The sequence below is a fragment of the Chryseobacterium caseinilyticum genome (assembly GCF_014837145.1).
In the GTDB taxonomy this organism is placed as follows: Bacteria; Bacteroidota; Bacteroidia; order Flavobacteriales; family Weeksellaceae; genus Chryseobacterium; species Chryseobacterium caseinilyticum.
On the sequence record NZ_JACYFS010000003.1, the window covers coordinates 75,149 to 101,396 of the forward strand.

Consider the following 26,248-nt stretch of genomic DNA (forward strand, 5'->3'; position numbering starts at 1 on the left):
TATCTGCAGATTCAAAAAAAAACCCTGCCAGCGTTTCAAACGCTGGCAGGGTTGATGTATTTAAAATATTTTAATTATTCTCTATTTAAAACTAAGACAGCATTCTCTGTGCTTTTTTCACTCCTTCTGCCAAAAGGTCAATTTCTTCGAAAGTATTGTAAACAGCGAAACTTGCGCGTACTGTTCCGGCAATATTAAAGAAATCCATAATCGGCTGGGTACAGTGATGTCCGGTTCTGACGGCAACGCCCATTTTATCGAGAATCATTCCGACGTCGGATGAAATCCCAACTCCTTCTAAATTAAAAGAAACAACGCCGGTTCTGTTCGCATTTTCGCCATAAACCTTCAGGCCATCAATTTTTAAAAGCTGTTTTTGAGCATAATCAAGCAATGCATTTTCATGATTCTGAATATTCTGATGCCCAATTTTATTCATAAAATCGACAGCAGCTCCCAAAGCAATATTTCCACCTACGTTGGGTGTTCCGGCTTCATATTTAAAGGGTAAACCTGCGTAAGTTGTTCCATCAAACGAACATACGGCAATCATTTCTCCGCCACCGTGAAAAGGAGGGAGATCTTCAAGAATTTCCTGCTTTCCGTACAAAATACCTGTACCCATCGGGGCGTACATTTTATGCCCGGAAAAAACAAAGAAATCACAGTCCAAAGCCTGAACATCAATACTGAAATGTGGCGCGGACTGAGCGCCGTCAATTACAATATAAGCATTTGAGTTAGCTCTTGTTTTGGCAATAATTTCCTCAATCGGATTTACAATTCCCAAAGCATTGGAAACCTGATTTACGGAAACAACTTTCGTTTTTTCACTCAAAAACTGATCTAAATAATCCAACTGTAAAATTCCGTTTTCATCAATCGGAATTACTCTCAGTTTAGCTCCGGTTCTGTCACACAGCAATTGCCACGGAACGATATTCGAGTGATGTTCCAGATAAGAGATAATAATTTCATCACCTTGTTTTAATTTCGAAGTTAAAATATAGGAGATAAGATTTAAACCTTCTGTAGTTCCTTTGGTAAAAATTACTTCGAAATCATTTTTGGCATTAATGAACTTCTGGATTTTTCTTCTTGAAAGCTCCATTTCTTCGGTTGCCAGCTGGCTCAAAGTATGAATTCCACGGTGTACGTTGGCATTCAATTCTGTATAATATTCATTCCAGACCTCAAGAACTGAGTTAGGTTTTTGAGATGTTGCTGCATTATCTAAGTAAACCAATGGCTTACCGTTCACTTCGCGGTTTAATATAGAAAACTGACTTCTGATTTCCTGAATGTCAAACATTTATTAAAATTTTAATTAAAACGTTCATTATTTAGAACACGTCAAATTTACGGCTTTTTTATGAAAAGATTTGATGCTTACAGCCATAATAGATTTAATCTAAAAACAAAAAAACCTGCCAGAATCTGACAGGTTAATTTATTTAGGATAAGAAAATTCTTATTCTGCTGCTGCTTCTTCAGTTGCAGGAGCTTCTCCTTCAGTTGCAACTTCTTCTTCATCGTCATCATCAGCCATAGCACCACCTTTCGCTGCATTTCTAGACATTTTAACAGCTACTACAACTGCGTTGTCAGGGTGCATGAAAGTATAACCTTCAGCTTTGATAGATCCAACATAAAGTTTGTTACCGATTTTAAGCGGAGTAATGTCTACCACTACCTCATCCGGCAAATTTGCAGGGATAGCTTTTACCTTCAGTTTTCTGAAAGTCTGACGTAAAACACCACCAGCTACAACACCTTTAGAACGACCTGTGATTCTTACAGGAACTTCCATTACTACCGGCTTATCGTCTGATAATCTGTAGAAGTCTGCGTGAATAATCTTGTCTGTAATTGGGTGGAACTGAATATCCTGAAGAACTGCAGGAATTACCTGTCCGTCAACTTCAATAGATACCGTGTGTGCTTCAGGAGTGTACACTAAACCTTTGAACGATTTCTCCAATGCAGAGAAGTTCAATGGCTCGCCACCTCCGTAAACAACACAAGGAACTAATTCAGCATCACGTAAAGCTTTTGTCGACTTTTTGCCCACGCTTTCTCTTTTTGTACCTTGAATTGTAATTGATTTCATTTATAAAAATTTAAAAAAATTGTTTCGTTTTAATTTGCAAGTAATTAATTATCAATTAGATAACGAATTTACTGCTAATTGATTGATGCTCGTGCACCATCTTCATAACATCAGCAAATAATGGGGCGCAAGATAGCACTTTTATTTTAGTTGACAAATTAGTTTTCACAGGAATTGAGTCAGTTACAATAACTTCCAGTAATTGTGAGTTTTCTATATTGTCATAAGCCTTACCGGAAAGCACTCCGTGAGTGGCCATGGCTCTTACAGATTTTGCACCTTTCTCCATTAAAATATCGGCAGCTTTGCAAAGCGTTCCTGCAGTATCAATCATGTCATCGATAAGAATTACATTTTTGCCTTCCACATCCCCGATCAGGAACATTTCTTCTACAACATTGGCTTTTTTACGCTCTTTATAAGCGATTACCACGTCTGCACCTAAGTGACCTGCATAGTTTTTCGCTCTTTTTGCACCGCCCATATCCGGAGAAGCAATTGTAAGGTTTTCTAAATTAAGATCTCTGATGTAATCTACAAAGATTGTAGAAGCATACAAATGATCCACAGGAATCTCAAAGAACCCTTGAATCTGGTCTGCGTGAAGATCCATTGTCATAATTCTTGTAGCTCCAGCAGCTGTCAAAAGATTGGCAACCAGTTTAGCTCCGATTGGTGCTCTTGGTTTGTCTTTTCTGTCCTGTCTTGCAAGACCGAAGTAAGGTAAAACAACTGTGATGCTCTTTGCAGAAGCTCTTTTGGCAGCGTCAATCATCAGAAGCAGTTCTAAAAGATTGTCTGCTGGCGGAAATGTAGAAGCAATCAGAAAAACTCTTCCTCCTCTTACAGATTCGTCTAAAACAGGCTCAAATTCCCCGTCGCTGAACTCCTGAATAATGATTTTTCCTAATTCTTTCCCGTAATGCTGGGCAATTTTTTCTGCCAGCTCTTTACTGGTTCTTGTAGAAAATAGGTAACTTAACTGATCGGCCATTTTTACATTTTTAAAGATTTGCAAATTTAAAAAAAAACCACAAGAATCAATCCTGTGGTTTTCATTTTTTATTTTTCGTCCTTTTAAGGGAATTTCACTCCTGAATATTTGTTGGCATCAACCTGAGGTAAGGTAGATTTGTATTTCAGATTGATCGCTTTTATAAACTCATTGGCGACTACAGCATAGCCTCTTCCTGTAAGATGCACACCATCTAATGAGAAAGTTCCTCCGGTAATAAACTTAGCAGTATACTTCACGCCGTCAAAAGAGATCCCGGAAGCCCCGTTGAGTTCCACCATTTTTTTGTTGGCATCTACGAACGCAAGTCCATAAGTATCTGCAAGCGTTTTAATTGAAGTATTGTAAGCATCAGTAGCTGTTTTCACAGTAGCAGCTTCAGTTTTAGTTAAAACATGCTGATTCTGTAAAGGATAAGAGATGCCGTAGACATTCACAGGTGCCGGTGCTCCTGCAAAGGTAGTTCCGATAACTGATCTTGACGTTAAAAGAATATAATCTTCAGATGTCGTCTGTCTTGCCTGTCCGAAAATCTGGCCGAAAGCTGTTGCTGTTGGCAATCCTAAAGAAGGAGTAAGAGCTGCAGTAAGCTGTGCAGAAAGATCTGTAAGAGATGTATCTTTAATTAAAACAGGGTTTGATGCCGTAGATGAAAGCAGATTAATTCTGTTACCTGCACCAAAAGCTGTTAAAGCCTGCTTAAGAGGCCCATATAAACTTGTATTTAAAGTATTAAGATTGGCTCCCAAAGCAGCTGGTGTAAGCGGATTGTAAGGAACTGTAGTAAACATCGGGATTGAAGTAACATAAGGTATGTTAGCCACCACTCCTTTTGTTGCTCCTTTTGCTTTCAGCTTTTCCAGTACAGTCTGAATGGAACCTGCCACAACCGCCGGATTAGAAATATCATTAGAACCGTAAGTTGCAGGATTGGTAGTTGCAGATGACTGATAGATACCTGAACCTCCGCTTGTTGCATAACTCAATACGTCGTTATTTCCAATCCATAGTGAGAAGAAAGTAGGATTTCTGTTAGCAGCATCATCAGCGACTGTAGAAGTTGCGCTGGATGAGAATCTCACATAATAAGGGTTTGCAGTTCCGGATAAAAGTCCGGCAGCATTACCATATCCCGGAGCAATGAGATGGAAAGATTTTGCACCCGGAACTCCGAAATTATTCAGAGATCCTGTTACTTTTGTTGTAACGCTAGTTGTAGGTGCGCCAGCCACATTTTCAATCACCGGAGATCCGTCTACAAAAGATTTAATATAAAGTTTCGTTCCCTGAATAGGCGTTGTCCCAAAAACCAGTCCTCCGTTGTTGTCTGCCATCAGAGGCTGTACAAAAGCTCCTCCGCCGGCACGCTGCATTTGTGCTGCAATCATACTCGGGTAAGATTCATTCTGCCCGTCGATATACAAAGCGTTGTCTCTGTATCCTGACGTTAAAGAATTACCCAATGCTACATAAGTGGTAAAATTGGCCTCACCGCTTGTTACGGCAATGTCGGTTACGTCATTTTCAAAATCTGTTTCACAGCCTGTTGTAAAAAACAATGCTGAAACAGCTATAGAAGATATTAATATTTTTTTCATAAGATAATCAAAATTAAAGGGCGTTATACGATAGTCCCAGACCGAAGTAGAAAGCCTGCGCTTTTGCCTGTCCGTTAAATCCTAAGTAGCTGTTGTTTACACTTCTGCTTTGCGGGAATGTGTATCCTCCGGCTACATCTACACCGAATTTTTTAAGTTTAAATCCTAAACCACCGGTAAGTACAAATGTATTGAATGATGGAGTTTCAGGGATGAAATTTTCGTCTGTGTAAGGTGATTCGTCATAGTAACCTCCCAATCTTCCGTAGATCATATTTGAGAAGGCATATTGAGTTCCCAGTCTGAAAGTTTTAGAATTTCTGAAGTTCTTCGGCGCAACCAAAACTGTTGGATCTGCCTGGTTTCCTGCCGGAGCTTTAGCAAAATCAATAGTCAGTTTTGAATATCTTTCCCATCCGTGATAGTTGAAATCTGCGGAAACAAGCCATTTTGGTGTTACTTTATAAGTCATACCGATTGTATACTCGTCAACAAGAGGAAGGGTAGCGTTAAAATTGTCAATGCCGTCTGTTCCTAATCCTAAAAGTCCATAAACTGACTGTGATGGGAATCTGAATGTTGCAGTTGCATTTTCAGCTTTCATATCTACCGGTGACCGGTATGCAACACTCGCTTCAAACTTATCGTCCGGCTTAAAGTAGAAACCAAAACCAAATCCGTGGCCACTGGCATCCTCACTCTTCAGATTTACGTCTCCACCGAACTGCGTTACAGCTTTATCCCAGTTTACTTTTCCTGATGCGTAGATATAGCTCGCACCAAATGACAGCCATGGAGCCATTTTTACAGAAACCATTGGCTGAAAATAAAAGCTTTTCAGTTCCAGCATCTGCACCATTTCGCGGCCTTCCCAATCATAAGGATATTCAATTGTACTTCCAAACGGGGTCGAAAAACTGAAACCTACAGATAAATTCTCAATAGGCTTATAAGCAATAGCAGCGTAGATAGGTGTTCCGATAGGATTATCTGTTTCTGTACTCTGAAGCGTGTTTAGATTTTGGAATGTAACCTTATTACTTGCTCCAAAACCTCCCGCCACAATACTTAGCTTAGAAGGTATGAAAGACATTCCCGCCGGATTGAAGAATGCAACACTCGCATCTTCCGTATGCGCACTGGTATGTGCCATCGCCAATTGTCTTACTCCCTGAAGCGAAACCCTGAAGCCTCCTGCATAAGATAAGACCCCAGCCAGCAAAGCCGTTGATACTAATATTTTTTTCATAGGGTATTATTATTAATTAAGTCAAATATAAAATTATTTTGGCAACGTCTGTTAATAAAAGTATAATTTTTAAACATTAGGTTAAAAGAAAACTATGTTTAAAATAACAATTCCCCGAATAGGTGAGATAAGTAACTATTAACAAGACTTTTATGATTAAAATATAAAAATTATTATACATCCGTTTAAACTTAAACATTTAACAAACAGAATAAATGTTATTTTTGGAATTATGTAAAAATAAAAATCGATAAATTTGCAAATTAAATTAATATACAATATATGAGTTGTGGATGTAAAACGTCCGGCGATTCTACCCATTCGTGCGGACCTAAAAAAACCGCCAGTGGCTGCGAAAGTGTAAATACCTGTGGTAATAGTTATAAATTAAGTGTTTTCGACTGGTTGTCTAACATTCAAAATCCTACATCAGAACGATGTGACTTTGTGGAAGTTAGATTTAAAAATGAAAGGAAAGCATTTTTTAAAAATGTAAACAGTATTCCTTTACATATAGGTAGCGTAGTGACGGTAGAATCAAGCCCCGGGCATGATGTGGGCGTAGTAAGTCTCACCGGTGAATTGGTAAAGATTCAGATGAAAAAAAAGAGAGCTCCCGAAGATGTTGCTCTTAAAATATACAGACAGGCCAACCAAAAGGACCTCGAAGTATGGCAGGAAGCCAGAAAAAAGGAAGAAACCATCAAGGTTGAAGCCAGAAAAATCTCTCACAGACTTGGTCTTGAGATGAAAATAACTGATGTTGAATACCAGGGAGACGGCTCAAAGGTAACTTTTTACTATACTGCAGAAAGCAGAGTGGATTTCAGACTTTTGATTAAGGAATATGCATCAGCATTCCGTACAAAGATTGATATGAAACAGATTGGTTTCCGTCAGGAAGCTGCAAAAGTAGGAGGAATCGGATCTTGTGGAAGAGAATTGTGCTGTTCAACATGGTTAACAGATTTCAGATCTGTAAATACCAACGTTGCGAGATACCAGCAATTGAGCATTAACCCTCAAAAACTGGCAGGCCAGTGTGGAAAATTAAAGTGCTGTCTTAATTACGAGCTCGACAGTTATCTGGATGCCTTAAGCCATTTTCCATCTTCTTCAACCACATTAGACACTGAAAAAGGTAGAGCTTTCTGTATAAAAATCGACGTTTTCAAAAAGAAAATGTGGTTCGCCTACGTAGATAATTCTATGGCGTGGTACGATTTCGATATCGATTTGGTTAAAGAACTGATTGCCAAGAACAAGAAAGGTGAAAAAGCACCTCCGCTTGAAGATCTTAAAATACCTGAACTCTCAGTAACATCGGTAGATCTTATTCAGGAGAACAGTGTTGACCGTTTTGAAAAGAAAGGCAGAAACAACAGAAACCGAAACTCAAATCCGGGACAGGGCAGTAATCAAAACAGAAACAGCGGACAGAAAAATAAACCCCGTGGTGAAAGAACAGACCGCCCGGAAAGAACTGAACGTCCTCAGAGACCTGAACGCACTGAGAGACCTGAACGTAATGAACGTCCTGCAGAAGATAAAAATACTGAAAGAAATTCAGGAAGAAATCAGCAAAACAGGAATCAGAACAATCAAAATCAAAACACTCCGCGACCTCAGAAAAATCAGCCGCCAAAGGGTCAGAATGAAAAAACTGAACGTCCGGAAAAAGTGGTAAAGGTGGAAAATGCAGTAAATTCTGACAAGCCAAAACCTCAGAATCCGAATCCGAACAAAAAGAATTTTAAGAAGAAATATCCTCCAAAAAAAGACAACAACAATAATGCATAAATTTTTAGGTTTATTAGTTTTTGCCCTGTTCATCAGCTGTGGCTCTTCATCGGAAGACGTCATCATGAATCCTGTAAACGGAAAATGGAACAGAAAAACAGTGCAGAAATATAATGTGAGTATTTCTGATAATCAAAATCCTAAAAATATTATATTTGTTGTGAGAAACAACGACAGTTATCCTTACAGCAATCTCAGATTTATTGTTGATTTCAAGGATCTTCAGAACAAAAAAAGTGAAGTCGATACCTTAAATTACATTCTTGCAAAGCCCAACGGCGAGTGGCTGGGAACTGGTTTTGGAGATACTAAGGAGACCCTGTTTCTTTATAAAGTGAACTACAGATTTCCGAAAAACGGAAAGTATGAGATCAATGTAACGCAGGCTATGAGAAATGATAATCTGCCGGGCATTGAAGATTTAGGAATTAAAGTAGAAACGGCAAAACCGTAATCATACATGGAAGAAAATAAAAACATTTCCGGAGGCAAAGGGAAAACTTTCCCGCTTCCGCCTAAAAAAAAGAAAGATACCCGCTGGAAAAGAGGAGTGAAATTTGTCTGGATCGGTTTCTTAGCTGTTGTTTTGGGAATTTCAGGTTTATTTTTTGCAGTATCACAGGGATTTCTGGGAGAAATGCCTGATGTGAAAGAGCTTGAAAATCCCGATATTTTTGTGGCTTCAGAAATCATCTCATCAGACGGGGTGGTTTTAGGTAAATTTGAAAAAGAGAAAACACAGCCAATTACATATCAGGAGCTTCCTCCTTATCTTATTTATGCTTTACAGGCAAAAGAAGACGAGCGTTTTTCTGAGCACTCAGGAATCGATTTGCAGTCTGTTGTAAGAGCCGTTGCATACGGAGGTAAGCGTGGTGGTGGATCTACAATTACGCAGCAGCTTGCTAAACTTTTATTTACAGGAACTGCTTCCAGAAATAAAATCGAAAGAGGTATCCAAAAACTGAAAGAATGGGTAGTTGCCGTAAGCTTGGAGAAAAGATACACCAAGCAGGAAATTATCGAGCTTTATTTTAACAAATTCGATTTCCTTTTCAATGCCAATGGTGTTGAGATGGCTTCTAAAATTTATTTCAATAAAAAAACTTCAGAGCTTACTCTTCCGGAAGCTGCCACTTTTGTAGCAATGCTGGAAAACCCGAACAAAAACAATCCTCACAGATACCCTGAAAGAGCCAAGGAAAGAAGAAATGTTGTTTTGGAGCAGATGCTTAAAACAGGATATATCGATAACGGAACTTATCAGAAAGCAATTGAAGCTCCAGTTGTGGTAGATTATCATCCTATTAAAGATGTTACTCAGGGATATTCTGCCTATTTTAAATCTTATCTGAAGAAAGAAATAGATAAATATCTGGATGATTATGAAAAAGAAACAGGAAAAAAACTGAATCTTTATAAAGACGGATTAAAAATCTACGTTACTCTGGATTCTAAAATGCAGAAATACGCCGAAGAATCAATTAAAGAACACCTTACCGATCTTCAGAAAAGATTTGATGCCGAGCAGAACAGAAGGAAAAACAGACCTTTCTACTATCTTAACGACGAGCAGGTAAACAATGTGATGATGCAGGCAGTAAAGAGAACCGGAAGATACAGACTTCTGAAAGCTGAAAATATGCCGGAAGATTCTATCATGATGGAATTCCACAAGCCTATTAAAATGTCAAGATTTACCTGGAATGGTGAAGAAGAAGTTGAAATGTCTCCATGGGACTCCATCAGATGGCACAAACAGGTTGCTCAGGCAGGTTTGATGTCTGTGGTTCCGGGAACAGGTGAAATTAAAGCATGGGTTGGTGGTATCGACTGGCAGCACTTCCAGTACGATCACATCAAACAGGGAAAAAGACAGGTAGGATCTACCTTCAAACCTTTTGTTTATGCGACAGCAATTATGAAACTGGGAATGACACCTTGTTCGGTAGTTTCCAACGGAACGTTTACCAAAGGAAGCTACAGTGTACCGGGACGTGGCGGAATGCTGACATTAAAAGATGCATTGGCACACTCCCAAAACCCTGTTGCGCTTCGTCTTGCTGAAATGGCAGGAACACAGAGTGTTATTCAGACTGCACGGGATTTAGGTGTAACTCAGGATATTTCTACGAGTTTACCGATGGCTTTAGGTGCATCAGATATTACCATCTACGAAATGGTGGGTGCTTACAGTACTTTTGCCAACTACGGAAACTACAACAAACCGGAGATGATCTGGAGAATTGAAGATGCCAACAACAGAGTTATCAAGGAAATTAATGCTGAGCCTAAAGAGGTAATGAATCCTAATTACGCATACACCATGATTGAATTGATGAAAGGTGTTGCACAATACGGAACTGCTTCAGGAGAATTGGGAAGAAAAGGAATTTCTAAAGCAGTTGAAATTGCAGGTAAAACCGGAACAACTCAGAACAACTCAGACGGTTGGTTTATGGGAATTACTCCTAAATTAGCAACTGGAGCCTGGGTAGGATGGGAAGACAGAGCAACTCACTTCCTCGGAACAGGCGAAGGTCAGGGTGCGAAAATGGCATTGCCGATCTGGGCTATCTTTATGAAGAAAGTTTGGGCAGACAAGTCTCTGAAAATCTCACCTGATGACAAATTCGTAAAACCGTCAGAATGGAAAGACGGATGCACAAATCTCAAAGGTTTAAGTTCAGGATACGGTGACGAAGGCGGATTACAGACCATTGACGAAATCAAAAATCCGAAACCTGCCGATAACACCACCAAACAACCTGGCAGAAAAGAAGAGAATGTAAATGAGAATCTTAATAAGTCTGAAGAAATAGATTTCAATAAATAAGAATACTCAACTATAACTATAGAGACCTTCCATATTGGGAGGTCTTTTTTTATGAAGTTTTTGATTAATTTTGAAATATGAATCTCAATCAGATAAAACAACCTTTCACAGAACAGTTTCCGGGAGATTTTTCCGGAGACACCATGCAGCGGCAGACACCAAAAATGCTTTTCTCAACTGTTGAACCTTCAGGTTTTGAAAATCCCGAACTGATTATATTTAATCAAAAATTATCTGATGAAATCGGTCTCGGTCAGTTTAATGAAAAATCTGATCTAAATTTTCTTGTCGGTACAGATTTGCCTCAAAATATAAAAACCTACGCAACCGCTTATGCAGGACATCAGTTTGGAAACTGGGCAGGACAACTCGGTGACGGAAGAGCGATTTACGCAGGAGAAATTAAGAATGATATGGGCAAAAAGTCTGAAATCCAGTGGAAGGGCGCCGGTGCCACGCCGTATTCAAGACACGCAGACGGAAGAGCTGTCTTGAGATCATCCGTCCGGGAATATCTGATGAGTGAAGCGATGTTTCATTTAAAAGTTCCTACCACAAGAGCTTTAAGTTTGGCATTGTCCGGAGAAAATGTAGTCCGCGACATCATGTACAGCGGAAATCCTCAATACGAAAAGGGAGCAGTAGTCATCAGAACAGCCGAAAGCTTTTTAAGATTCGGACACTTTGAACTTCTTGCCGCACAGAAAGAAACAGATACTTTAAAAAAATTACTTGATTTCACTGTTAAAAATTATTTCCCCGAAATAATATCTGAGGGCGAACAGAAATATCAGGAATTCTTCACAGCAGTCTGCACCAAAACGGCTGATTTGATGGTTGAATGGTATCGCGTGGGCTTTGTACATGGTGTGATGAATACCGATAACATGTCGGTTTTAGGTTTAAGTATCGACTTTGGTCCTTATTCGATGTTGGATGAATATGATTTGAATTTCACCCCAAACACCACAGATTTGCCGGGCAGAAGATATGCTTTCGGAAAGCAGGGACAGATTGCGCAGTGGAACCTCTGGCAGCTTGCCAACTCACTTTTTCAGGTTATCAAGGATGAAAAGTTTTTGGAGAAAACATTAAACGAATTCGGAACTTACTTCTGGAAAAAGCATGATGAGATGTTGTGCAGAAAATTCGGTTTTGAAAAACTGATTTCCGGCGATGATGATTTCTTTTCTCAATGGCAAAGCCTGATGCAGGAACTTTCATTAGATTACACCCTGTTTTTTAACCAACTTGAAAGTCATTTCAACCAAAAAACAACTTTTGAACAGCTTCAAAAAATTTCTTACGGATTGATCGACGATGAAAAGCTTGAAAAATTCACAAGTTTTTTGTCTGAGTATGAAAAAAGATTATCCCAAAACTCAATTTCTTCCGAGGAATCTAAAAAACTGATGCAGGAAAATAACCCGAAATTCACTTTAAGAAATTATCTTTTGTACCAATGCATTGAAGAGCTTGAACATGGAAAAAGAGATTTACTTGAAAAACTGATTACCGCTTTAGAAAACCCTTACGAAGAAAAATTCCCCGAATTTTCGGTGAAAAGACCTGACGGTTTTGAAGGTGTGGCGGGCTGTTCGATGCTTTCCTGCAGTTCATAATTTAAATTTAAACCTCTATGACTTCGGAAAAGACTTTTGTAAATCCTATTTTTGCAGAAATTTATACTGAATGTCTATTCAATCAAAACTCAGTCATTTTTTTAAAATGATTTTTCCCTCCACTTTTGTTGAACTGGGAATTTTCATTTTTTTCCTCGCAGCTTACGGTATTTTCGGGACTTTTCTGGCGCAGCATTACAAAATTGTTTTCGACAGCCGGATTCCGTGGGATGCCTATTTCAGTTTTGACAACAAAGCGATTGTGATGACTGGGGGAAGTTTTGAAAGACATCCGCTTTCCTGGTATTTTTTTAATTGGATAAGAGAATTTATTTTCCTTTTCACCAACGGGAAAATGGGCATGGAATTCAGGCTCTTTCTGGTCTGGATCAGCAATTTTATTGTGAGTTTAAGCATCGTTCAGGTGTATAAATATTTAAAAAACATTGTTCAGACACCGCTTTTCATCAATTTGCTTCTGGTCTTGTTTTTCGGTTTATTTTCAACGTGCATTCTTTTATCATTCACACCGGAAACTTATACCTACACTTTGCTATTGCTCACAGCATTCAACTATTATTCAGCTGTAAAACTCAAAAATGACGGCAAAATTTCAGGACTTTCTTTGGTTTTAGGATCAACAGTTGTGGGAGGTTTGACGGTAACGAATATTGTTAAGATCTTCATACCGGTTTTATTTGAAAAAGAACTTTTCAAAAGCTGGAAAAAATTCGGATTTGCCGCATTGAGAGTTGGAATTTCGTGCGTTGTTTTTGTTTTGCTGTATTTAAACAGAATCAATTTTAAGTATGAAAATATTCTTTCTAAATCTGGTGAGCAGTATGAAAAGTTCTCGAATGTAAATTCCACTCCGGTTTGGGATATGATTTATTCTTACTTTTTTGGCGGAAATATTCTGTTCCCAAGTTTCTTTATCAGAGAAAAACACAATATGCAGGGCTTTTATTACAAAGCTTTGTTCATGGATGTGTACACTTCTGCTGTTCCGTATATTTTCATCGGATTATTACTTCTTTTGATATTTTGGAGCTATTTCAGAAATTTCAAAAACAAACTTGTACAGATTCTGATGATTTCTTTTGCTGTTGACATCGCAATTCACTGCGTTTTCAGATTTGGCCTTCATACTTCCTATATTTACGGCGGTCACTTTGTTTTTGTTTATCCAATGATTTTAGGATGGCTGTTTTTTATCTACAGAAGTCAGCCTAAAACACTTTCATTTTTAGCTTGCTCAATCTTTATCATGACCCTGTATTTGGGTTTAAATAATTTTTACCGAATGACAGAATTTTTCGATTTTGTAAACCGGTATTACTAAAAAAAAAACGTCTGCAGTCAACACTGCAGACGTTTATATTTTCAATTAAATTTTTCTTATTTCGCTTCAGAACAGAAGATTCTGTACTGAACTGAGGTAGCAGATTTAAAATATTCCCTTACTCTTGAAAGATCGCTTGAAGCACTCTGTTTAGAGAAATAACTTCCAGCTAAAATTTTATAGTTTGGTCTTAAAGAGGCATCAGTTTCCACTTTCAGATTGGGAAATCTCTTTCTGAAATAGGCCTTTACCTCGTTAGCCTCCTCATTAGATTTTACAGTTGTAATAAGAATTTTAAAACCTAAAATCCGTGGGTTTTTTGCACAGATTTCAGCTTTTGTCAGTTCACGGTTCGGAACATATATTTTAGCGGGTTTTTTCACTTCGCTGTCCGGATCTTCAAAAGATTTGCCGTAGGTAGATTTCTCACAACGCTCTTCCAAACTGCCCAAAGCATCGCTCACTTTAGAATCCATCGTCAAAACAAGCTCAGTTCCGGAGATCGTATCTTTCTTTACAACTTGCTGTGCATCAACAGTATTAATACCACATAAGGCAAGAACAGAAAATGTCGCAATAATTTTTTTCATTTAAAACCTTGTTTCTGCAAAGTTATAAATAATAAAAAACATAGCAAGCAAGGTTATTTAGAATAGTTACAAATTAAACGGAAATGACATTTTACCTTTTACAGCAGTCGTTAAAATCTTCTTAAAAATCTTATTTTTGCGGGATTGATTACAAATTCAATAATTACTAATATAAGATAATTTAAATGATTAGTTGGAGAAAGCATTACAAAAAAACGTTGATTGCAATTGGTATGTTGCTGTCGACAAGTGCTTCAATTTACGGGCAAGATGGCGATCCTAAAGCAGGTGAGACACTTTTCAAAGCAAATTGTACAGCATGTCACGCTTTAGACAAGCAGGTAGTAGGACCGGCACTGAAAGGTGTGGTAGAACGACTGAAGTCTGAGCAGGGCCTGGATACAGAATGGCTTCATAAGTGGATTAAAGACAACAAGGCACTTAGAGCTTCTGGCGATAAGTATGCCAATGAGGTCTTTGAAAAATTCAATAAGACTGAAATGCAGGTCTTTCCAAATCTTTCTGATGCGGATATTGATAACATCTTAGCTTATACAACTAATCCTCCTGTAGAAGAGCCAAAACCTGCAGCTGGTGCAGGTGCAGCCAACGCAGACGGAACTGCAGCCGCAGCTCCTGTTGATAAAAGCGTTACAACAATCATGATTATCTCTCTTTTAGCAATTGCCGGACTTTTAGTTTGGATTTTACTGAAGTTGAGACAATTGGTAAAATTAGGTCAGTCTGACGAATTATCTGATTACAATCAATCTAAAGTAAAATCTTTCAGCGAAATCTACGAGAAATACCACATGGTGGGTAAAGGACTTCTTGCAGTTCTTGCAATCCTTGCTGCTTACGGTGTATGGAATTGGATTATGTGGATTGGCGTTTACAAAGGATATAAGCCTGAACAACCGATTTATTTCTCTCACAAAATTCACGCTGGAGAACAGAAAATCGACTGTCAGCTTTGTCACTCAAGTGCAAAATACGGTAAGGTTTCTGAAATCCCTTCAATGAACGTTTGTATGAACTGTCACAGAACTATTTCTGAGTACAACAAAGATCATTACATGGAGCCAGGAAAAGATAAAGCATTCTACGACGGAGAAATCCAGAAGATTTATGCTGCTACCGGATGGGATCCTGCTGCACAGAAATACACAGGAAAAACAGAACCTGTAGAATGGACGAGAATTCACAATATGCCTGATTTCGTTTACTTCAACCACTCACAGCACGTTGTTGCCGGAGAAAAAGCGATCATTAATTCTTTCAACAAGAAGAATCCTGACAGCAAAATCGATGTAGTCTGTAAAGCATGTCACGGTAAAATTGATACCATGAACGTTGTGCAGATGGCGAATGATTTCACGATGGGATGGTGTATCGAATGTCACAGAACTACGGAAATAGATATGACCAACGGTTATAATAAAGATTATTTCAAAAATCTACACGATAAGTTGAAAAAACAATATCCTCAGGATGGTGGTAAGATCACTGTAGATGCAATTGGAGGTCTTGAGTGCGGTAAATGTCATTATTAATAACTAAAAAATTAGAAGTATAAATGGCTTCAAATAAAATACAATTCAGAAGTATTCACGAACTTAAAGACCCTGCCTTAAACGGTAAGTTGGCTCTTAAAGAGTTCCAGGAAGAAATTCCGGTAGAAGATTTTATCGACAAAGCGGAAACCAGCGATGCAAGTACAACCAGAAGAGATTTCTTAAAACTATTAGGTTTCTCAACAGCAGCGGTAACGCTGGCGGCTTGTGAAGCTCCGGTAATCAAAACGATTCCTTATGTAGTAAAGCCACACGATATTATTCCTGGGGTACCCAATTACTACGCTTCAACATATTTTGACGGTTTCGACTTCGCCAGCGTTTTGGTAAAAACCAGAGAAGGAAGACCAATCAAAATTGATCCGAACCCGGCAGCAGGCGATTTAGGTAAAACTAATGCAAGAGCTCAGGCAGCTGTACTTTCTTTGTATGACAATGATAAAGTAAAGCAGCCGAAACTGGATGGGAAAGACGAAACTTTCGATAAAGTAGATGATTTCGTTATTAAAGGATTAAACGAGGCACAGGCTTCAGGTAAAAAGATTGTTCTTTTATCTCAGTCTTTTGCTTCACCTACATTCAAAAAATTATTTGCGGAATTTAAAGCAAAATATCCGACTGCAGAGTTGGTAACTTATGATGCTTTCCCTCACAATGCAGCTTTAGATGCGGCTCAGGAAGTGTTCGGAACAAGAGCTTTACCGGTTTATGACCTTAAAGGTTCAGAATTGGTAGTAGCTTTCCAGGCAGACTTCTTAGGAGATTTTAATGCTTCAAGCCTTGAAACTTCTTACGCTGCTGCAAGAACTCCGGGAGCAACGATGTTGAGACACATTCAGGTTGAATCTAATATGTCTTTAACCGGTGCAAATGCCGATTCAAGATACAGACTGAAGCCAAGTGCTGTAAACAAAACTTTGGTTGAAGTTTACAACGCGATCGTAGGAGGAACTGCTCCGGCTGACAAAACTGCTTCAGAAATCGTAAAAGAACTTCAGGCTAAAGGAAGCAAAGCTGTAGTATTTGCAGACGGTTCTAAAGCTGCTCAGGTTTTAGCACACTTAATCAACCAAAAATTAGGTTCTGTAGCTTTCACAGGTAAAGCAAACTTCCTTAAAGAATTTGACAAAGCAAGATTTGAAGAATTCTTAGGATGGGTAAACGGTGGACAGGTTGGTGTTTTAATCACAAACAATGTAGACCCGATTTATTCTTACCACAAAGGTCAGGATTTCAAAAAATCTCTGGCAAAAGTACCGTACATCGTTGCTGTTGCTGATAAGAAAAACGAAATGTACAAAGCAGCGAAAGCTGTAATTCCTGTAGCCAACTGGTTGGAATCTTGGGGAGATATGGAACCTCAGACAGGTGCTTATACATTAATGCAGCCAACAATCCAGAAAATCTACAAATCAAGACAGATTGAAGAGTCTTTATTGGTTTGGAAGAATGGAAAAAACAATGCTGCTAATAACTATTACGATTATTTAAAAGCAAATGCAGGTTCTCTTTTAGGAGGAACTTCATTCAACAAAGCTTTATATAACGGTTTTGTAGCTTCTACAAATTCAACAATGCTTTCTTACGCTGGCGGAAACGCTGGTCAGGCATTAGCTGAATTAGGAAACTTCAAACCTGCCGAATTAGAATTGGTATTGTACACCAAAACTGCGATGGGAGACGGAACTCAGGCAAACAACCCTTGGTTGCAGGAATTACCGGATCCTATTACAAGAATGTCTTGGGATAACTACCTTACCATTTCTCCAAAAGATGCTGATAAATTTGAGATTAAAAATGATCTTAACGCAAGAATGCAGCTGGATGGTTCTTACGTAAACCTTACAGTAAACGGAGTAAAATTAGAAAACGTTCCTGTATTTGTACAGCCGGGTCAGGCAGAAGGATCTGTAGGTCTTGCGCTTGGTTACGGAAAGAAAAATTCCGGAGCTACTGCTGATACAGGAGTAAATGCTTATCCTTTGTTTGATGGTTCAAACCTTGTTCTTTCCGGTGTAAAAATCGATAAGACGGGAGAAGACCACGAATTTGCTGGAGTACAGCTTCAGAATACTTTAATGGGCCGTTACGAAATTGCAAGAGAAGTTCCTTTGGCAGATTTCATCAACGTACCTTTCGATGACGAACACAAAGGATGGAACAAGCCTTTGGAATATCACACCATCAGCGGAGCACTTCCTGCAGCGAAAATCGACCTTTGGGATGCTTTTGATGATACAGACGGACCTCACTTTAACTTATCTGTTGACCTGAACTCATGTACTGGTTGTGGTGCATGTATCATCGCATGTCAGGCTGAGAACAACGTTCCTGTTGTAGGAAAAGAAGAGATCAGAATGTCTAGAGATATGTATTGGTTGAGAATTGACCGTTACTATTCTTCAAAAGAAACTTTAACTGTTTATGACGGTCTTGCACAAGATAAAGCTGTTCCTGAATTATACGGAAGCAAAGTTCTTGGAATTGAAGGTTCTTTAGAAAATCCAGCTGAAAATCCTGATGTGATCTTCCAGCCGGTAATGTGTCAGCACTGTAACCACGCACCTTGTGAAACTGTTTGTCCGGTAGCGGCGACTTCACACGGTAAGCAGGGACAGAACCACATGGCTTATAACAGATGTATCGGTACAAGATACTGTGCAAACAACTGTCCTTATAAAGTAAGACGTTTCAACTGGTTTACTTATAACTTAAATGACCGTTTTGATTTTAATCAGAATAACGATTTAGGTAGAATGGTATTGAATCCGGATGTTGTTGTAAGAACAAGAGGGGTAATGGAGAAATGTTCTATGTGTATCCAGGAAACTCAGGCTACAATTTTAGCTGCTAAGAGAGAGAACAGAAGAGTGACAGACAACGAATTTAAAAATTCTTGTGCCTGTGCAGCTGCTTGTTCTACCGGAGCAATGACATTTGGAGACATGAATGACAAAGAATCTGAAGTTAGAAAGCTATACAGCAGCAACAGAAGATATCATTTACTTGAAGAGATCGGCACAAAACCAAACGTGTTCTATCACACTAAAGTAAGAAACAGAGTAGAAAAATAAAGTTATAAATAATAAATAGGTAAAAAATGTCAGGACATTACGAAGCTCCGATAAGAGAACCTCTAATTATTGGTCACAAAACTTATCACGATATCACTGAAGATATTGCACGACCTATCGAAGAAAGAGCAGGAAAACTATGGTGGATTTCACTATATGCAGCCTTAGTTCTTTTCATCTACGGATTCGGCTGTATCGCATACACTATCGGAACAGGTATTGGATCATGGGGGCTTAACAGAACTATTAACTGGGGTTGGGATATTACCAACTTCGTATGGTGGGTAGGTATTGGTCACGCCGGTACTCTAATCTCAGCAGTATTATTATTATTTAGACAGAGATGGAGAATGTCTGTAAACAGATCTGCAGAGGCGATGACGATCTTTGCGGTTGTACAGGCAGCTTTGTTCCCGGTAATTCACATGGGTAGAGTTTGGGTAGGATACTGGGTTTTCCCTCTTCCTAACCAGTTTGGTACACTTTGGACCAACTTCAACTCGCCGCTTTTCTGGGACGTATTTGCAATCTCAACTTATTTCTCAGTATCTACGGTATTCTGGTTCATAGGTTTGATTCCTGACTTTGCAATGATCAGAGACAGAGCAAAAACGCCTTGGACTAAAAAAATCTATACATTACTGTCTTTCGGATGGGGTGGAAAAGCAAAACACTGGCAGAGATTTGAAGAGGTATCTTTGGTTTTGGCAGGTTTGGCAACTCCACTTGTATTCTCGGTACACACGACGGTATCTTTTGACTTCGCAACTTCGGTTATTAAAGGATGGCACTCTACGATCTATCCTCCTTACTTCGTTGCGGGTGCTATCTTCTCAGGATTTGCAATGGTACAGACGCTATTGTTAATCGCAAGAAAAGTGTGTCACCTTGAAGATTACATCACAATGTATCATATCGAAATTATGAACATCGTAATCGTATTGACTGGTGGTATGGTAACTGTAGCTTACGCAACTGAATATTTCATCGGATGGTACTCAGGTTCTAGATATGAAGACTTTACTTATCTTTCTCCGGGAGCTGCAGTAGGACCTTACTGGTGGGCATTCTGGGCATTGATTATCTGTAACCTTGTTGTTCCTGCATTATTCTGGTTCAAGAGAGTAAGAACAAACATTATTGCTACATTTATTATTGCTTTAATTATCAACATCGGTATGTGGTTTGAGCGTTTTGACATCATTGTAATCAACCTTTCGAGAGATTACCTTCCAGGATCTTGGACGATGTTTAAACCAACCATCATTGACGTTGGAGTATATTTGGGAACAATCGGATTCTTCTCTGTATTATTCTTATTATATGCAAGAACATTCCCTGTAATTGCACAGGCTGAATTGAAGAGTATCTTAAAAATTTCAGGTGAAACCTATAAAGTAAAAGAAGGAGATGAGCACCACTAAAATTGTATACGGACTTTATGCTGATGACGACGATTTAATGAACGGCGTTAAAGCATTCAACGATAAAGGGATCTCTATAAACGAAGTTTATACTCCTTTCCCGGTTCACGGCCTTGATAAAGCTTTGGGATTAAAGAAAACAAGAATTTCTGATGCCGCATTTATCTTTGCTCTTTATGGTGTAACCATTGGTATTACTTTATCATGGTACATCATGAACCACGACTGGCCACAGAATATCGGTGGTAAGCCGGCATTCACTTGGGTGAATAACTTCCCTGCTTTCATCGACCCGATGTTTGAATTGATGGTTTTCTGTACTGCTCACATGATGTCATTAACCTTCTTTGTAAGAAATAAAATGTATCCTGGAGCTCCGGCACAGAATCCTGACCCAAGAACTACTGACGATAAATTCTTAATGGAATTTGTAACAGACGATGTAGAATCTGTAAAGCAGCTTCTTATTGAGACCGGTGTAGAAGAGATAACTGTAAAAGATGCTTAAGATGAAGAATAATATTTTAAAAATTACAGCCGTTTTAGGTCTTTCAGCAGCATTGTTTACATCATGCGGACCAAAAGACAGTACGCCTTTGGTATATTTTCCGGATATGTATTTTCCTGTAGCTTACGATCCTTTGATGAAGGCTCAGGATGCTTATTCAGATCATGAAAACGAAATTCCTGCTTTTGTAAAAAATAACGGTGCAACAGGTCTGTCTCCTGTAGAAGGATCAGTTGCTCAGAATAAAGACGGTATTTTTGCTGAAGGTAAACTTCCAAAAAATCCGGATGAATATAACGCTGGTTATGATGCTTCAAAAGCAGTAACAACGTCACCTTTGAATCCTGCAAACGCCGAAAAAGATATCGAAAGAGGAAAATTCTTATTTGAGCGTACTTGCGCTGCCTGTCATGGTACAGGAGGTGATGGTCAGGGTCCAATCGTACAGAGCGGAGCTTACGCCGGTGTACCAAATTATGCAGACAGAGAAGTAACTGTAGGATCTGTGCATTATGTATTAACAAACGGTAGAAATGCCATGGGATCTTATGCAGGACAGCTGAACCCTGGCGACAGATGGAGAGTGGCAATGTATGTGATGAATGCTTTCAAAAAAGGAGCACCGGCACCTGCAGCAACTCCGGCGGCTACGCCAGCAGCAACAACTACTGAATCTACTGAAACTAAAAAATAAGAAAAGAAATGTATAGTTTTTCACCAAAATTAAAATCAACTTCTCTCATACTTCTTGTTGTAGGTTTGGTTCTTTTCATAGCCGGTTATTTCCTGAATAGCGGTTTATCTACTGAGAAAATTCAGCACATGATGCATGAAGTACACGCTTCAGGTCATGATGCACCTACGCACTCAAGCCAGCAGGTGGGTCCACAGGACGAGCAGGCTCATCTTGAGCACGCAACAATGCAGATTCACAATTCGCCATTGGCATCTATTCACTTTGTAGCTGTATTTTTCTTCGGAATCAGTGCTGCAGTATTGTTTTTCTACTGTATTCAGCACGCAGCTCATGCGGGATGGCCAATCATCATCACGAGAGTAATGGAAGCTATTGCTTCATACATTCCTTTCGGTGGAGCAATCCTGATTGTGATTATGTTACTTAACATTTTCCACCAGGGACATTTGTTCCACTGGATGGATCCGGATTTGACAGATCCTACATCAGCACACTTTGATGTAATCCTGTTTGAAAAGAAAATTTTCCTGAATATTCCTTTCTACGCGATCAGAACATTTATCTATGTTTGTGGAGCATCATTCTTTGCATGGAAACTTAAGGCACAGTCTAAAAAAGTAGATGATACAAAATCTCTGGTTGAGTATCAGTTCCTTTACAGATGGGCTGTTGGTTACATTGCATTCTTCGGATTTGCTTCTGCAGCATGGGCTTGGGATTGGTTGATGTCTATTGACCCTCACTGGTATTCAACAATGTATATCTGGTATTCAATGGTAAGCTGTCTTTCAAGTGGTGTTGCGGTTATTATTTTACTAAGTGTTTATCTTAAGAAAAATGGTTTCCTTCCACAGTTTAATGACAATCACTTACACGATTTAGGAGTTTTCCTTTTCGCTACAAGTTTACTTTGGACGTATACGTGGTTTGCACAGTTCATGTTGTACTGGTACGCAAACATTCCTGAAGAGGTAAATTATTTCTTCGGAAGATTCCAGCACTATTCGCCTACTTTCCTTCCGATGTTGGTATTCAACTTCCTTTTACCTTTATTGGTATTGGTAAGCAGCAGCATCAAGAGAAATTACAAAGTGGTAACTACAATGGCCTGCATCGTTATCTTCGGTCACCTTTTAGATTACTTTAATATGGTAATGCCGGGAACAGTTGGTCCTTTCTGGAAAACACCTGAATTACTTTTATTGGTAGCAGGAGCGGTATTGTTTGTAGTTGGACTGTTTATGTTTACTGTGCTTTCTGCATTGTCTAAACTGAAACTGATTCCTACAGGTAACCCTTACCTTCACGAATCTGAAATCTACGAATATCCTTTCTAAGGTTTCGTCACAGAATATATTACAAAAGACTGGTCTTCGGATCAGTCTTTTTTTGTGCTGAATTTTTTGGTTGGATGTTGGAAGATGGATGCTGGAGGTTATCTATCGCTTATAATGAAAACATATTTTGTACTCTTTACAAAGAATAAATCTCCCGTAACAAAAACTAAATTGAGAGCACTCATTAAATAATTATAAATTCAAGACAACTATTCCGGATTTTCTTCGTCTTTATAATAAATATTAAAAAAACAAATAAACTATGAATTTCAAAATTAAAACTTCTTTTCTGCTGCTTTTTGTCCTGAACTTTTTCTTTGCCCAAACCATTACTTTCGTTTCTGAAAGAAGCGGACAACCACTTACCAAAGTTTCTGTTTTCGGCAAAGACGGAAATATTCTCGGCTTTTCTGACATTGATGGTAAAATTGAAAAATCTGCTGTTAAACCTGAACAGGAAAAATTTAAACTTATCTATGACAATTTGGTATTGGCAGAACTTTCTTATGCAGAGATCAATAAAGATGTTGTAAAACTAAATGATAAAGTAAAAGAAATAGAAACTGTAGTCATTAAAAAATCAAAGCCCGCCAAATATCTTTTCATCAAAGGAAATTTTAATGCTTATGTGACGGTCAACAATATGCTTAACTGCTATGTAGACGGTGTTGCAACCTATGTTTTCGACAATAAAACAAGAAAGGTTAAAGACATTCATGTTGAACAGTACAGGATTTTCCGTCTTGAAAGTGCTACTAATGAGAAGAAAGAAACAGGATCGTGGGATTACAATTCGTGGATGGAAATGCCAAAAATGAAGAATGTAGGAAATTATGAAGACTATCAAACGAGAAGATTCAAAATAAAAGAACTCAAAGGCACATTCAAAGACGAGATTGAAGTTACGGGAGAGGCATTTCAGGAAAAAGAACTTTCTTTCCTGGGCTACAGAATCTATGACCTCAGATCAGTCATGAACCTTTCATTTGAAAAAGAATCAAAAAAACAGCTGAGAGATTTTACAGAATACAACGAGATTATGTACATAAAACTGAAGCATAAAAGCGAGGCTGACTATAATCAGGTGATTGTTTACAAAAATTTTCACCCAACAGAACTTGATTATGCCGATAAAGATAGTGTGCAAGAAGTAAAATACAACAAAAACCAAAGCAACTACAGCACAAAATACTGGGAAGATCCTTCATTTCCGAATATGCAGACTGTTTTCAGTTCATTCTTTAAAGATGATTTAAAGGAAAAACAAAACGCCAAATAAAAAACGCTCATATAAAAGGTTTTATTTAAATTTGCAACAAACCACCATCCATTGAAATCGCTATAATTTGGAGAAACAAACATGATATAGCGATTGCATGTGGCCAGGAAAAAAATAAATACGTACATATGAAAAAGGTTAGATTCTTTTTACTGATTGCTGGTCTCGCACTTCTTACATCGTGTAAGAAAGACCATGTAGACGCAAGTTCCACACAGTCTTTGCAGTCGAGCATTAACGATATGACGTCGAGTCTGAACACACTGCAGCAGATTAAATTTAATGAAGCTTTATACGTACTCAAAACTTTCGGTGTAGAGGCTGAAGGTGACATTAATGAACTGAAAGCTCTAGGCAAACTGATTGACGGTAAAAAAGTACCTGAAATTCTTTCTCTTGCCGATCAGGTGGCACAGAAAAACAATATGGACTGGACGAGCACAGCTCCGCCATCTTTAGGTGAAATGGATATTTTCGGAGATCTGAATCCGAAAGAAGTAGATTCAAATGACGTTCGCGCCAGCTCTGTAAATCTTATCACAAGATATTCCGGAGACACGGGAAGTGGTCCGACTGCCGTACAGATCATCCCGAAACTGGTAGATGCATCAGGAAATCCGGTTTCTTTCAGTGGTGCCACTTTGGAGACTACTCTTGAAGTTTTCAACAATGGTGTAAAACTGTCTACCGCAAAAAATATCATGCTGGATAATAATTTTAAAGGATTTTATTTAAAATTTTCTTCGCTTTCGGCAGAAAGGGTGACCGATGGTAAAATTGATATCACCGTATCTGTAAAAACCTCTGCGAAGACTTTAAAAATGACAAAAATAGGTTTGGATGTCAATCCTTCTGCTTTAAAAATGCCGGCACCTCCAAAAGTAGATTCCATAGCGATTACAGAACCAACTTTCCCGGATGTAACCACACCAACAGGAACACCTGCAGATCCTTCAACAACAACTCCGGCAACGCCAAAGCAGCCAACAGCAGATCCAAAAGCTACAGTAAATAAATTTTTGAATAATGTAAGTTCTCAAAATCTGAAAGCCGCATTTGACGCATCAAGCAACCCAAGTTGGGGAAGTTATGATGCTTTTTCAAACCCAACTTCAGGTTTTGGAGCGGTAAAAAATGTTTCTGTAAAAAATATCAGTACCAACGCATCCAATCCTAATGCTGCAAGTGTAAATGCAACTTACGACGTCACTGACAAAAGCGGAAAAACAACGGCTCTGAAAGTAACTTTCGGACTGAAAAATGTAAACGGAGACTGGAAAATTTCAAGCTATAAAATCAATCCTTAATGGCGTCTCAGGAACTTGTAAAGAGATTAAACCAGACAATAGAAAATATTCCTGATTTTCCTATTGACGGAATTCAGTTTAAAGATATTTCGACCATTTTTCTGGATCATCAGCTTTATAAAGATGTGATCGCAGATTTTGTACAGTTCAGCAAAGGAAAAATCGATGCAGTCTGCGGAATAGAAAGCCGTGGCTATCTGTTTGGAGTTGCTATTGCTTCCGCGCTGGAAGTTCCATTCATTTTAATCAGAAAAGCAGGGAAACTGCCCCCGCCGGTCATTTCTGAAAGCTATGACCTTGAGTACGGAAGTGCTGTGATTGAAACCCGTGAAGGTCAGATTGAAAAAGGACAGCGTATACTGATTCACGACGATCTCCTGGCAACGGGCGGAACTACCGAAGCTGCCGCAAAACTGGTTGAAAAACAAGGTGCAGAAGTCTCGCAGTTCAGCTTTCTGATTGGTTTAAAAGACCTTAAAGGAGATGAAAAATTAAAGAAATTCAATGCGGAAATTTACCGCACTTTAGAATATTAAAATTTAAAACTAATAATACTCGCAAAGTATTTTGTAAATCATTCAGAAACAATTAAATTTGCAGTTCAATTTTTAAGAATTTATGGCAAAATTGGGAAATAAGGCTCCGAACGAGCAGGAAGGTAAAGAAACAGTGGAATTCTTTAAAGACCTTGACAGAGAAGCTTTAAACACAGAAAGATTCCTTGAAAAATATTCAAAACCATTAGGTATTGCTTTTGGTGTATTTTAGGCGTATTAGGATTTTTCGGATACCAGCAGTTTGTGGTAGCTCCAAAAAATGCTGAGGCAGTAAAAACTTATCTTTCTGCACAGAAAAATCTTACAGAAGGTAAAGATAAAGAAGCTTT

At 38.6% G+C, this 26,248-nt stretch carries 21 protein-coding genes; 15 read left to right on the plus strand and 6 right to left on the minus strand.

Annotation, left to right across the window (positions count from 1 at the left end; genetic code table 11):
- Positions 1-91: 91 nt before the first annotated feature.
- The 5 genes from IC610_RS10950 to IC610_RS10970 form a co-directional block, all read right to left on the minus strand.
- Positions 92-1,312, minus strand: a complete 1,221-nt coding sequence (locus IC610_RS10950) for a cysteine desulfurase (protein ID WP_191736898.1) — start codon at positions 1,310-1,312, stop codon at positions 92-94.
- 159 nt (positions 1,313-1,471) lie between these two features.
- Positions 1,472-2,110, minus strand: a complete 639-nt coding sequence (locus tag IC610_RS10955; protein ID WP_191736899.1) for a 50S ribosomal protein L25/general stress protein Ctc — start codon at positions 2,108-2,110, stop codon at positions 1,472-1,474.
- Positions 2,111-2,165: 55 nt separating this feature from the next.
- The gene (locus IC610_RS10960; protein WP_056083518.1) at positions 2,166-3,104 is read right to left on the minus strand and encodes a ribose-phosphate pyrophosphokinase; all 939 of its coding nucleotides are present in this window, start codon (positions 3,102-3,104) and stop codon (positions 2,166-2,168) included.
- Positions 3,105-3,187: 83 nt separating this feature from the next.
- Positions 3,188-4,723, minus strand: a complete 1,536-nt coding sequence (locus tag IC610_RS10965; RefSeq protein ID WP_191736900.1) for an SGNH/GDSL hydrolase family protein — start codon at positions 4,721-4,723, stop codon at positions 3,188-3,190.
- Between the two features lie 13 nt (positions 4,724-4,736).
- Positions 4,737-5,972 (minus strand): OmpP1/FadL family transporter, encoded by a 1,236-nt coding sequence (locus IC610_RS10970; protein WP_056083524.1) that lies wholly within the window; start codon positions 5,970-5,972, stop codon positions 4,737-4,739.
- 282 nt (positions 5,973-6,254) lie between these two features.
- Here IC610_RS10970 and ricT point away from each other — a divergent pair, with 282 nt between their 5' ends.
- From ricT to IC610_RS10995, 5 genes are all read left to right on the plus strand, one after another.
- Positions 6,255-7,772 (plus strand): PSP1 domain-containing protein, encoded by a 1,518-nt coding sequence (gene ricT / locus IC610_RS10975; RefSeq protein WP_191736901.1) that lies wholly within the window; start codon positions 6,255-6,257, stop codon positions 7,770-7,772.
- On the plus strand, positions 7,765-8,226 hold the full coding sequence (locus tag IC610_RS10980) for a gliding motility lipoprotein GldH (RefSeq protein WP_191736902.1): 462 nt from the start codon (positions 7,765-7,767) through the stop codon (positions 8,224-8,226). The genes ricT and IC610_RS10980 overlap by 8 nt, the downstream gene beginning before the upstream one ends.
- Before the next feature lie 6 nt (positions 8,227-8,232).
- Positions 8,233-10,608, plus strand: a complete 2,376-nt coding sequence (locus IC610_RS10985) for a penicillin-binding protein 1A (RefSeq protein ID WP_191736903.1) — start codon at positions 8,233-8,235, stop codon at positions 10,606-10,608.
- A 77-nt stretch (positions 10,609-10,685) separates the two neighbouring features.
- Positions 10,686-12,230 carry a protein adenylyltransferase SelO gene (locus IC610_RS10990; RefSeq protein WP_191736904.1) on the plus strand — a complete coding sequence of 515 codons (1,545 nt, stop codon included), beginning with the start codon at positions 10,686-10,688 and terminating at the stop codon, positions 12,228-12,230.
- 106 nt (positions 12,231-12,336) lie between these two features.
- A complete protein-coding gene (locus IC610_RS10995) occupies positions 12,337-13,572 on the plus strand; it encodes a DUF6080 domain-containing protein (RefSeq protein WP_228462911.1) in 1,236 nt (411 codons plus the stop codon).
- Between the two features lie 56 nt (positions 13,573-13,628).
- Here IC610_RS10995 and IC610_RS11000 read toward each other — a convergent pair whose 3' ends face one another.
- On the minus strand, positions 13,629-14,162 hold the full coding sequence (locus tag IC610_RS11000; protein WP_191736906.1) for an SPOR domain-containing protein: 534 nt from the start codon (positions 14,160-14,162) through the stop codon (positions 13,629-13,631).
- A 185-nt stretch (positions 14,163-14,347) separates the two neighbouring features.
- Here IC610_RS11000 and IC610_RS11005 point away from each other — a divergent pair, with 185 nt between their 5' ends.
- From IC610_RS11005 to IC610_RS20005, 10 genes are all read left to right on the plus strand, one after another.
- Positions 14,348-15,715 (plus strand): c-type cytochrome, encoded by a 1,368-nt coding sequence (locus IC610_RS11005; protein ID WP_191736907.1) that lies wholly within the window; start codon positions 14,348-14,350, stop codon positions 15,713-15,715.
- Between the two features lie 23 nt (positions 15,716-15,738).
- Positions 15,739-18,810 (plus strand): TAT-variant-translocated molybdopterin oxidoreductase, encoded by a 3,072-nt coding sequence (locus IC610_RS11010; RefSeq protein ID WP_191736908.1) that lies wholly within the window; start codon positions 15,739-15,741, stop codon positions 18,808-18,810.
- Between the two features lie 26 nt (positions 18,811-18,836).
- On the plus strand, positions 18,837-20,234 hold the full coding sequence (gene nrfD / locus IC610_RS11015) for an NrfD/PsrC family molybdoenzyme membrane anchor subunit (RefSeq protein ID WP_056083549.1): 1,398 nt from the start codon (positions 18,837-18,839) through the stop codon (positions 20,232-20,234).
- The gene (locus tag IC610_RS11020) at positions 20,221-20,742 is read left to right on the plus strand and encodes a DUF3341 domain-containing protein (RefSeq protein WP_056083551.1); all 522 of its coding nucleotides are present in this window, start codon (positions 20,221-20,223) and stop codon (positions 20,740-20,742) included. Before nrfD ends, IC610_RS11020 begins: the two co-directional genes overlap by 14 nt.
- Positions 20,735-21,436: a c-type cytochrome gene (locus IC610_RS11025; RefSeq protein WP_056083554.1), complete on the plus strand. Its 702-nt coding sequence runs from the start codon at positions 20,735-20,737 to the stop codon at positions 21,434-21,436. Before IC610_RS11020 ends, IC610_RS11025 begins: the two co-directional genes overlap by 8 nt.
- Before the next feature lie 8 nt (positions 21,437-21,444).
- Positions 21,445-22,776: a hypothetical protein gene (locus IC610_RS11030; RefSeq protein ID WP_056083557.1), complete on the plus strand. Its 1,332-nt coding sequence runs from the start codon at positions 21,445-21,447 to the stop codon at positions 22,774-22,776.
- A gap of 262 nt (positions 22,777-23,038) precedes the next feature.
- Entirely contained in the window at positions 23,039-24,055 is a 1,017-nt protein-coding gene (locus IC610_RS11035; RefSeq protein WP_191736909.1) for a hypothetical protein, read from the plus strand.
- Between the two features lie 128 nt (positions 24,056-24,183).
- Positions 24,184-25,362: a hypothetical protein gene (locus IC610_RS11040; RefSeq protein ID WP_191736910.1), complete on the plus strand. Its 1,179-nt coding sequence runs from the start codon at positions 24,184-24,186 to the stop codon at positions 25,360-25,362.
- Positions 25,362-25,898, plus strand: coding sequence for an adenine phosphoribosyltransferase (locus IC610_RS11045; protein WP_191736911.1), 537 nt, complete (start codon positions 25,362-25,364; stop codon positions 25,896-25,898). Before IC610_RS11040 ends, IC610_RS11045 begins: the two co-directional genes overlap by 1 nt.
- Positions 25,899-25,980: 82 nt before the next feature.
- Positions 25,981-26,130: a hypothetical protein gene (locus IC610_RS20005; protein ID WP_228462912.1), complete on the plus strand. Its 150-nt coding sequence runs from the start codon at positions 25,981-25,983 to the stop codon at positions 26,128-26,130.
- The last annotated feature ends 118 nt before the right edge of the window (positions 26,131-26,248 follow it).

Excerpts from the sequence above, each read along its gene's own strand:
- IC610_RS10980 (WP_191736902.1), top strand. The coding sequence starts at position 7,765 with ATGCATAAATTTTTAGGTTTATTAGTTTTTGCCCTGTTCATCAGCTGT.
- ricT (WP_191736901.1), top strand. The coding sequence starts at position 6,255 with ATGAGTTGTGGATGTAAAACGTCCGGCGATTCTACCCATTCGTGCGGA.
- IC610_RS11040 (WP_191736910.1), top strand. The coding sequence starts at position 24,184 with ATGAAAAAGGTTAGATTCTTTTTACTGATTGCTGGTCTCGCACTTCTT.
- IC610_RS11000 (WP_191736906.1), bottom strand. The coding sequence starts at position 14,162 with ATGAAAAAAATTATTGCGACATTTTCTGTTCTTGCCTTATGTGGTATT.
- IC610_RS10960 (WP_056083518.1), bottom strand. The coding sequence starts at position 3,104 with ATGGCCGATCAGTTAAGTTACCTATTTTCTACAAGAACCAGTAAAGAG.
- IC610_RS11020 (WP_056083551.1), top strand. The coding sequence starts at position 20,221 with ATGAGCACCACTAAAATTGTATACGGACTTTATGCTGATGACGACGAT.
- IC610_RS10970 (WP_056083524.1), bottom strand. The coding sequence starts at position 5,972 with ATGAAAAAAATATTAGTATCAACGGCTTTGCTGGCTGGGGTCTTATCT.
- IC610_RS10950 (WP_191736898.1), bottom strand. The coding sequence starts at position 1,312 with ATGTTTGACATTCAGGAAATCAGAAGTCAGTTTTCTATATTAAACCGC.
- nrfD (WP_056083549.1), top strand. The coding sequence starts at position 18,837 with ATGTCAGGACATTACGAAGCTCCGATAAGAGAACCTCTAATTATTGGT.
- IC610_RS11035 (WP_191736909.1), top strand. The coding sequence starts at position 23,039 with ATGAATTTCAAAATTAAAACTTCTTTTCTGCTGCTTTTTGTCCTGAAC.
- IC610_RS10990 (WP_191736904.1), top strand. The coding sequence starts at position 10,686 with ATGAATCTCAATCAGATAAAACAACCTTTCACAGAACAGTTTCCGGGA.
- IC610_RS10955 (WP_191736899.1), bottom strand. The coding sequence starts at position 2,110 with ATGAAATCAATTACAATTCAAGGTACAAAAAGAGAAAGCGTGGGCAAA.
- IC610_RS11005 (WP_191736907.1), top strand. The coding sequence starts at position 14,348 with ATGATTAGTTGGAGAAAGCATTACAAAAAAACGTTGATTGCAATTGGT.
- IC610_RS10985 (WP_191736903.1), top strand. The coding sequence starts at position 8,233 with ATGGAAGAAAATAAAAACATTTCCGGAGGCAAAGGGAAAACTTTCCCG.
- IC610_RS11010 (WP_191736908.1), top strand. The coding sequence starts at position 15,739 with ATGGCTTCAAATAAAATACAATTCAGAAGTATTCACGAACTTAAAGAC.
- IC610_RS10995 (WP_228462911.1), top strand. The coding sequence starts at position 12,337 with ATGATTTTTCCCTCCACTTTTGTTGAACTGGGAATTTTCATTTTTTTC.
- IC610_RS20005 (WP_228462912.1), top strand. The coding sequence starts at position 25,981 with ATGGCAAAATTGGGAAATAAGGCTCCGAACGAGCAGGAAGGTAAAGAA.
- IC610_RS11030 (WP_056083557.1), top strand. The coding sequence starts at position 21,445 with ATGTATAGTTTTTCACCAAAATTAAAATCAACTTCTCTCATACTTCTT.
- IC610_RS11045 (WP_191736911.1), top strand. The coding sequence starts at position 25,362 with ATGGCGTCTCAGGAACTTGTAAAGAGATTAAACCAGACAATAGAAAAT.
- IC610_RS11025 (WP_056083554.1), top strand. The coding sequence starts at position 20,735 with ATGCTTAAGATGAAGAATAATATTTTAAAAATTACAGCCGTTTTAGGT.
- IC610_RS10965 (WP_191736900.1), bottom strand. The coding sequence starts at position 4,723 with ATGAAAAAAATATTAATATCTTCTATAGCTGTTTCAGCATTGTTTTTT.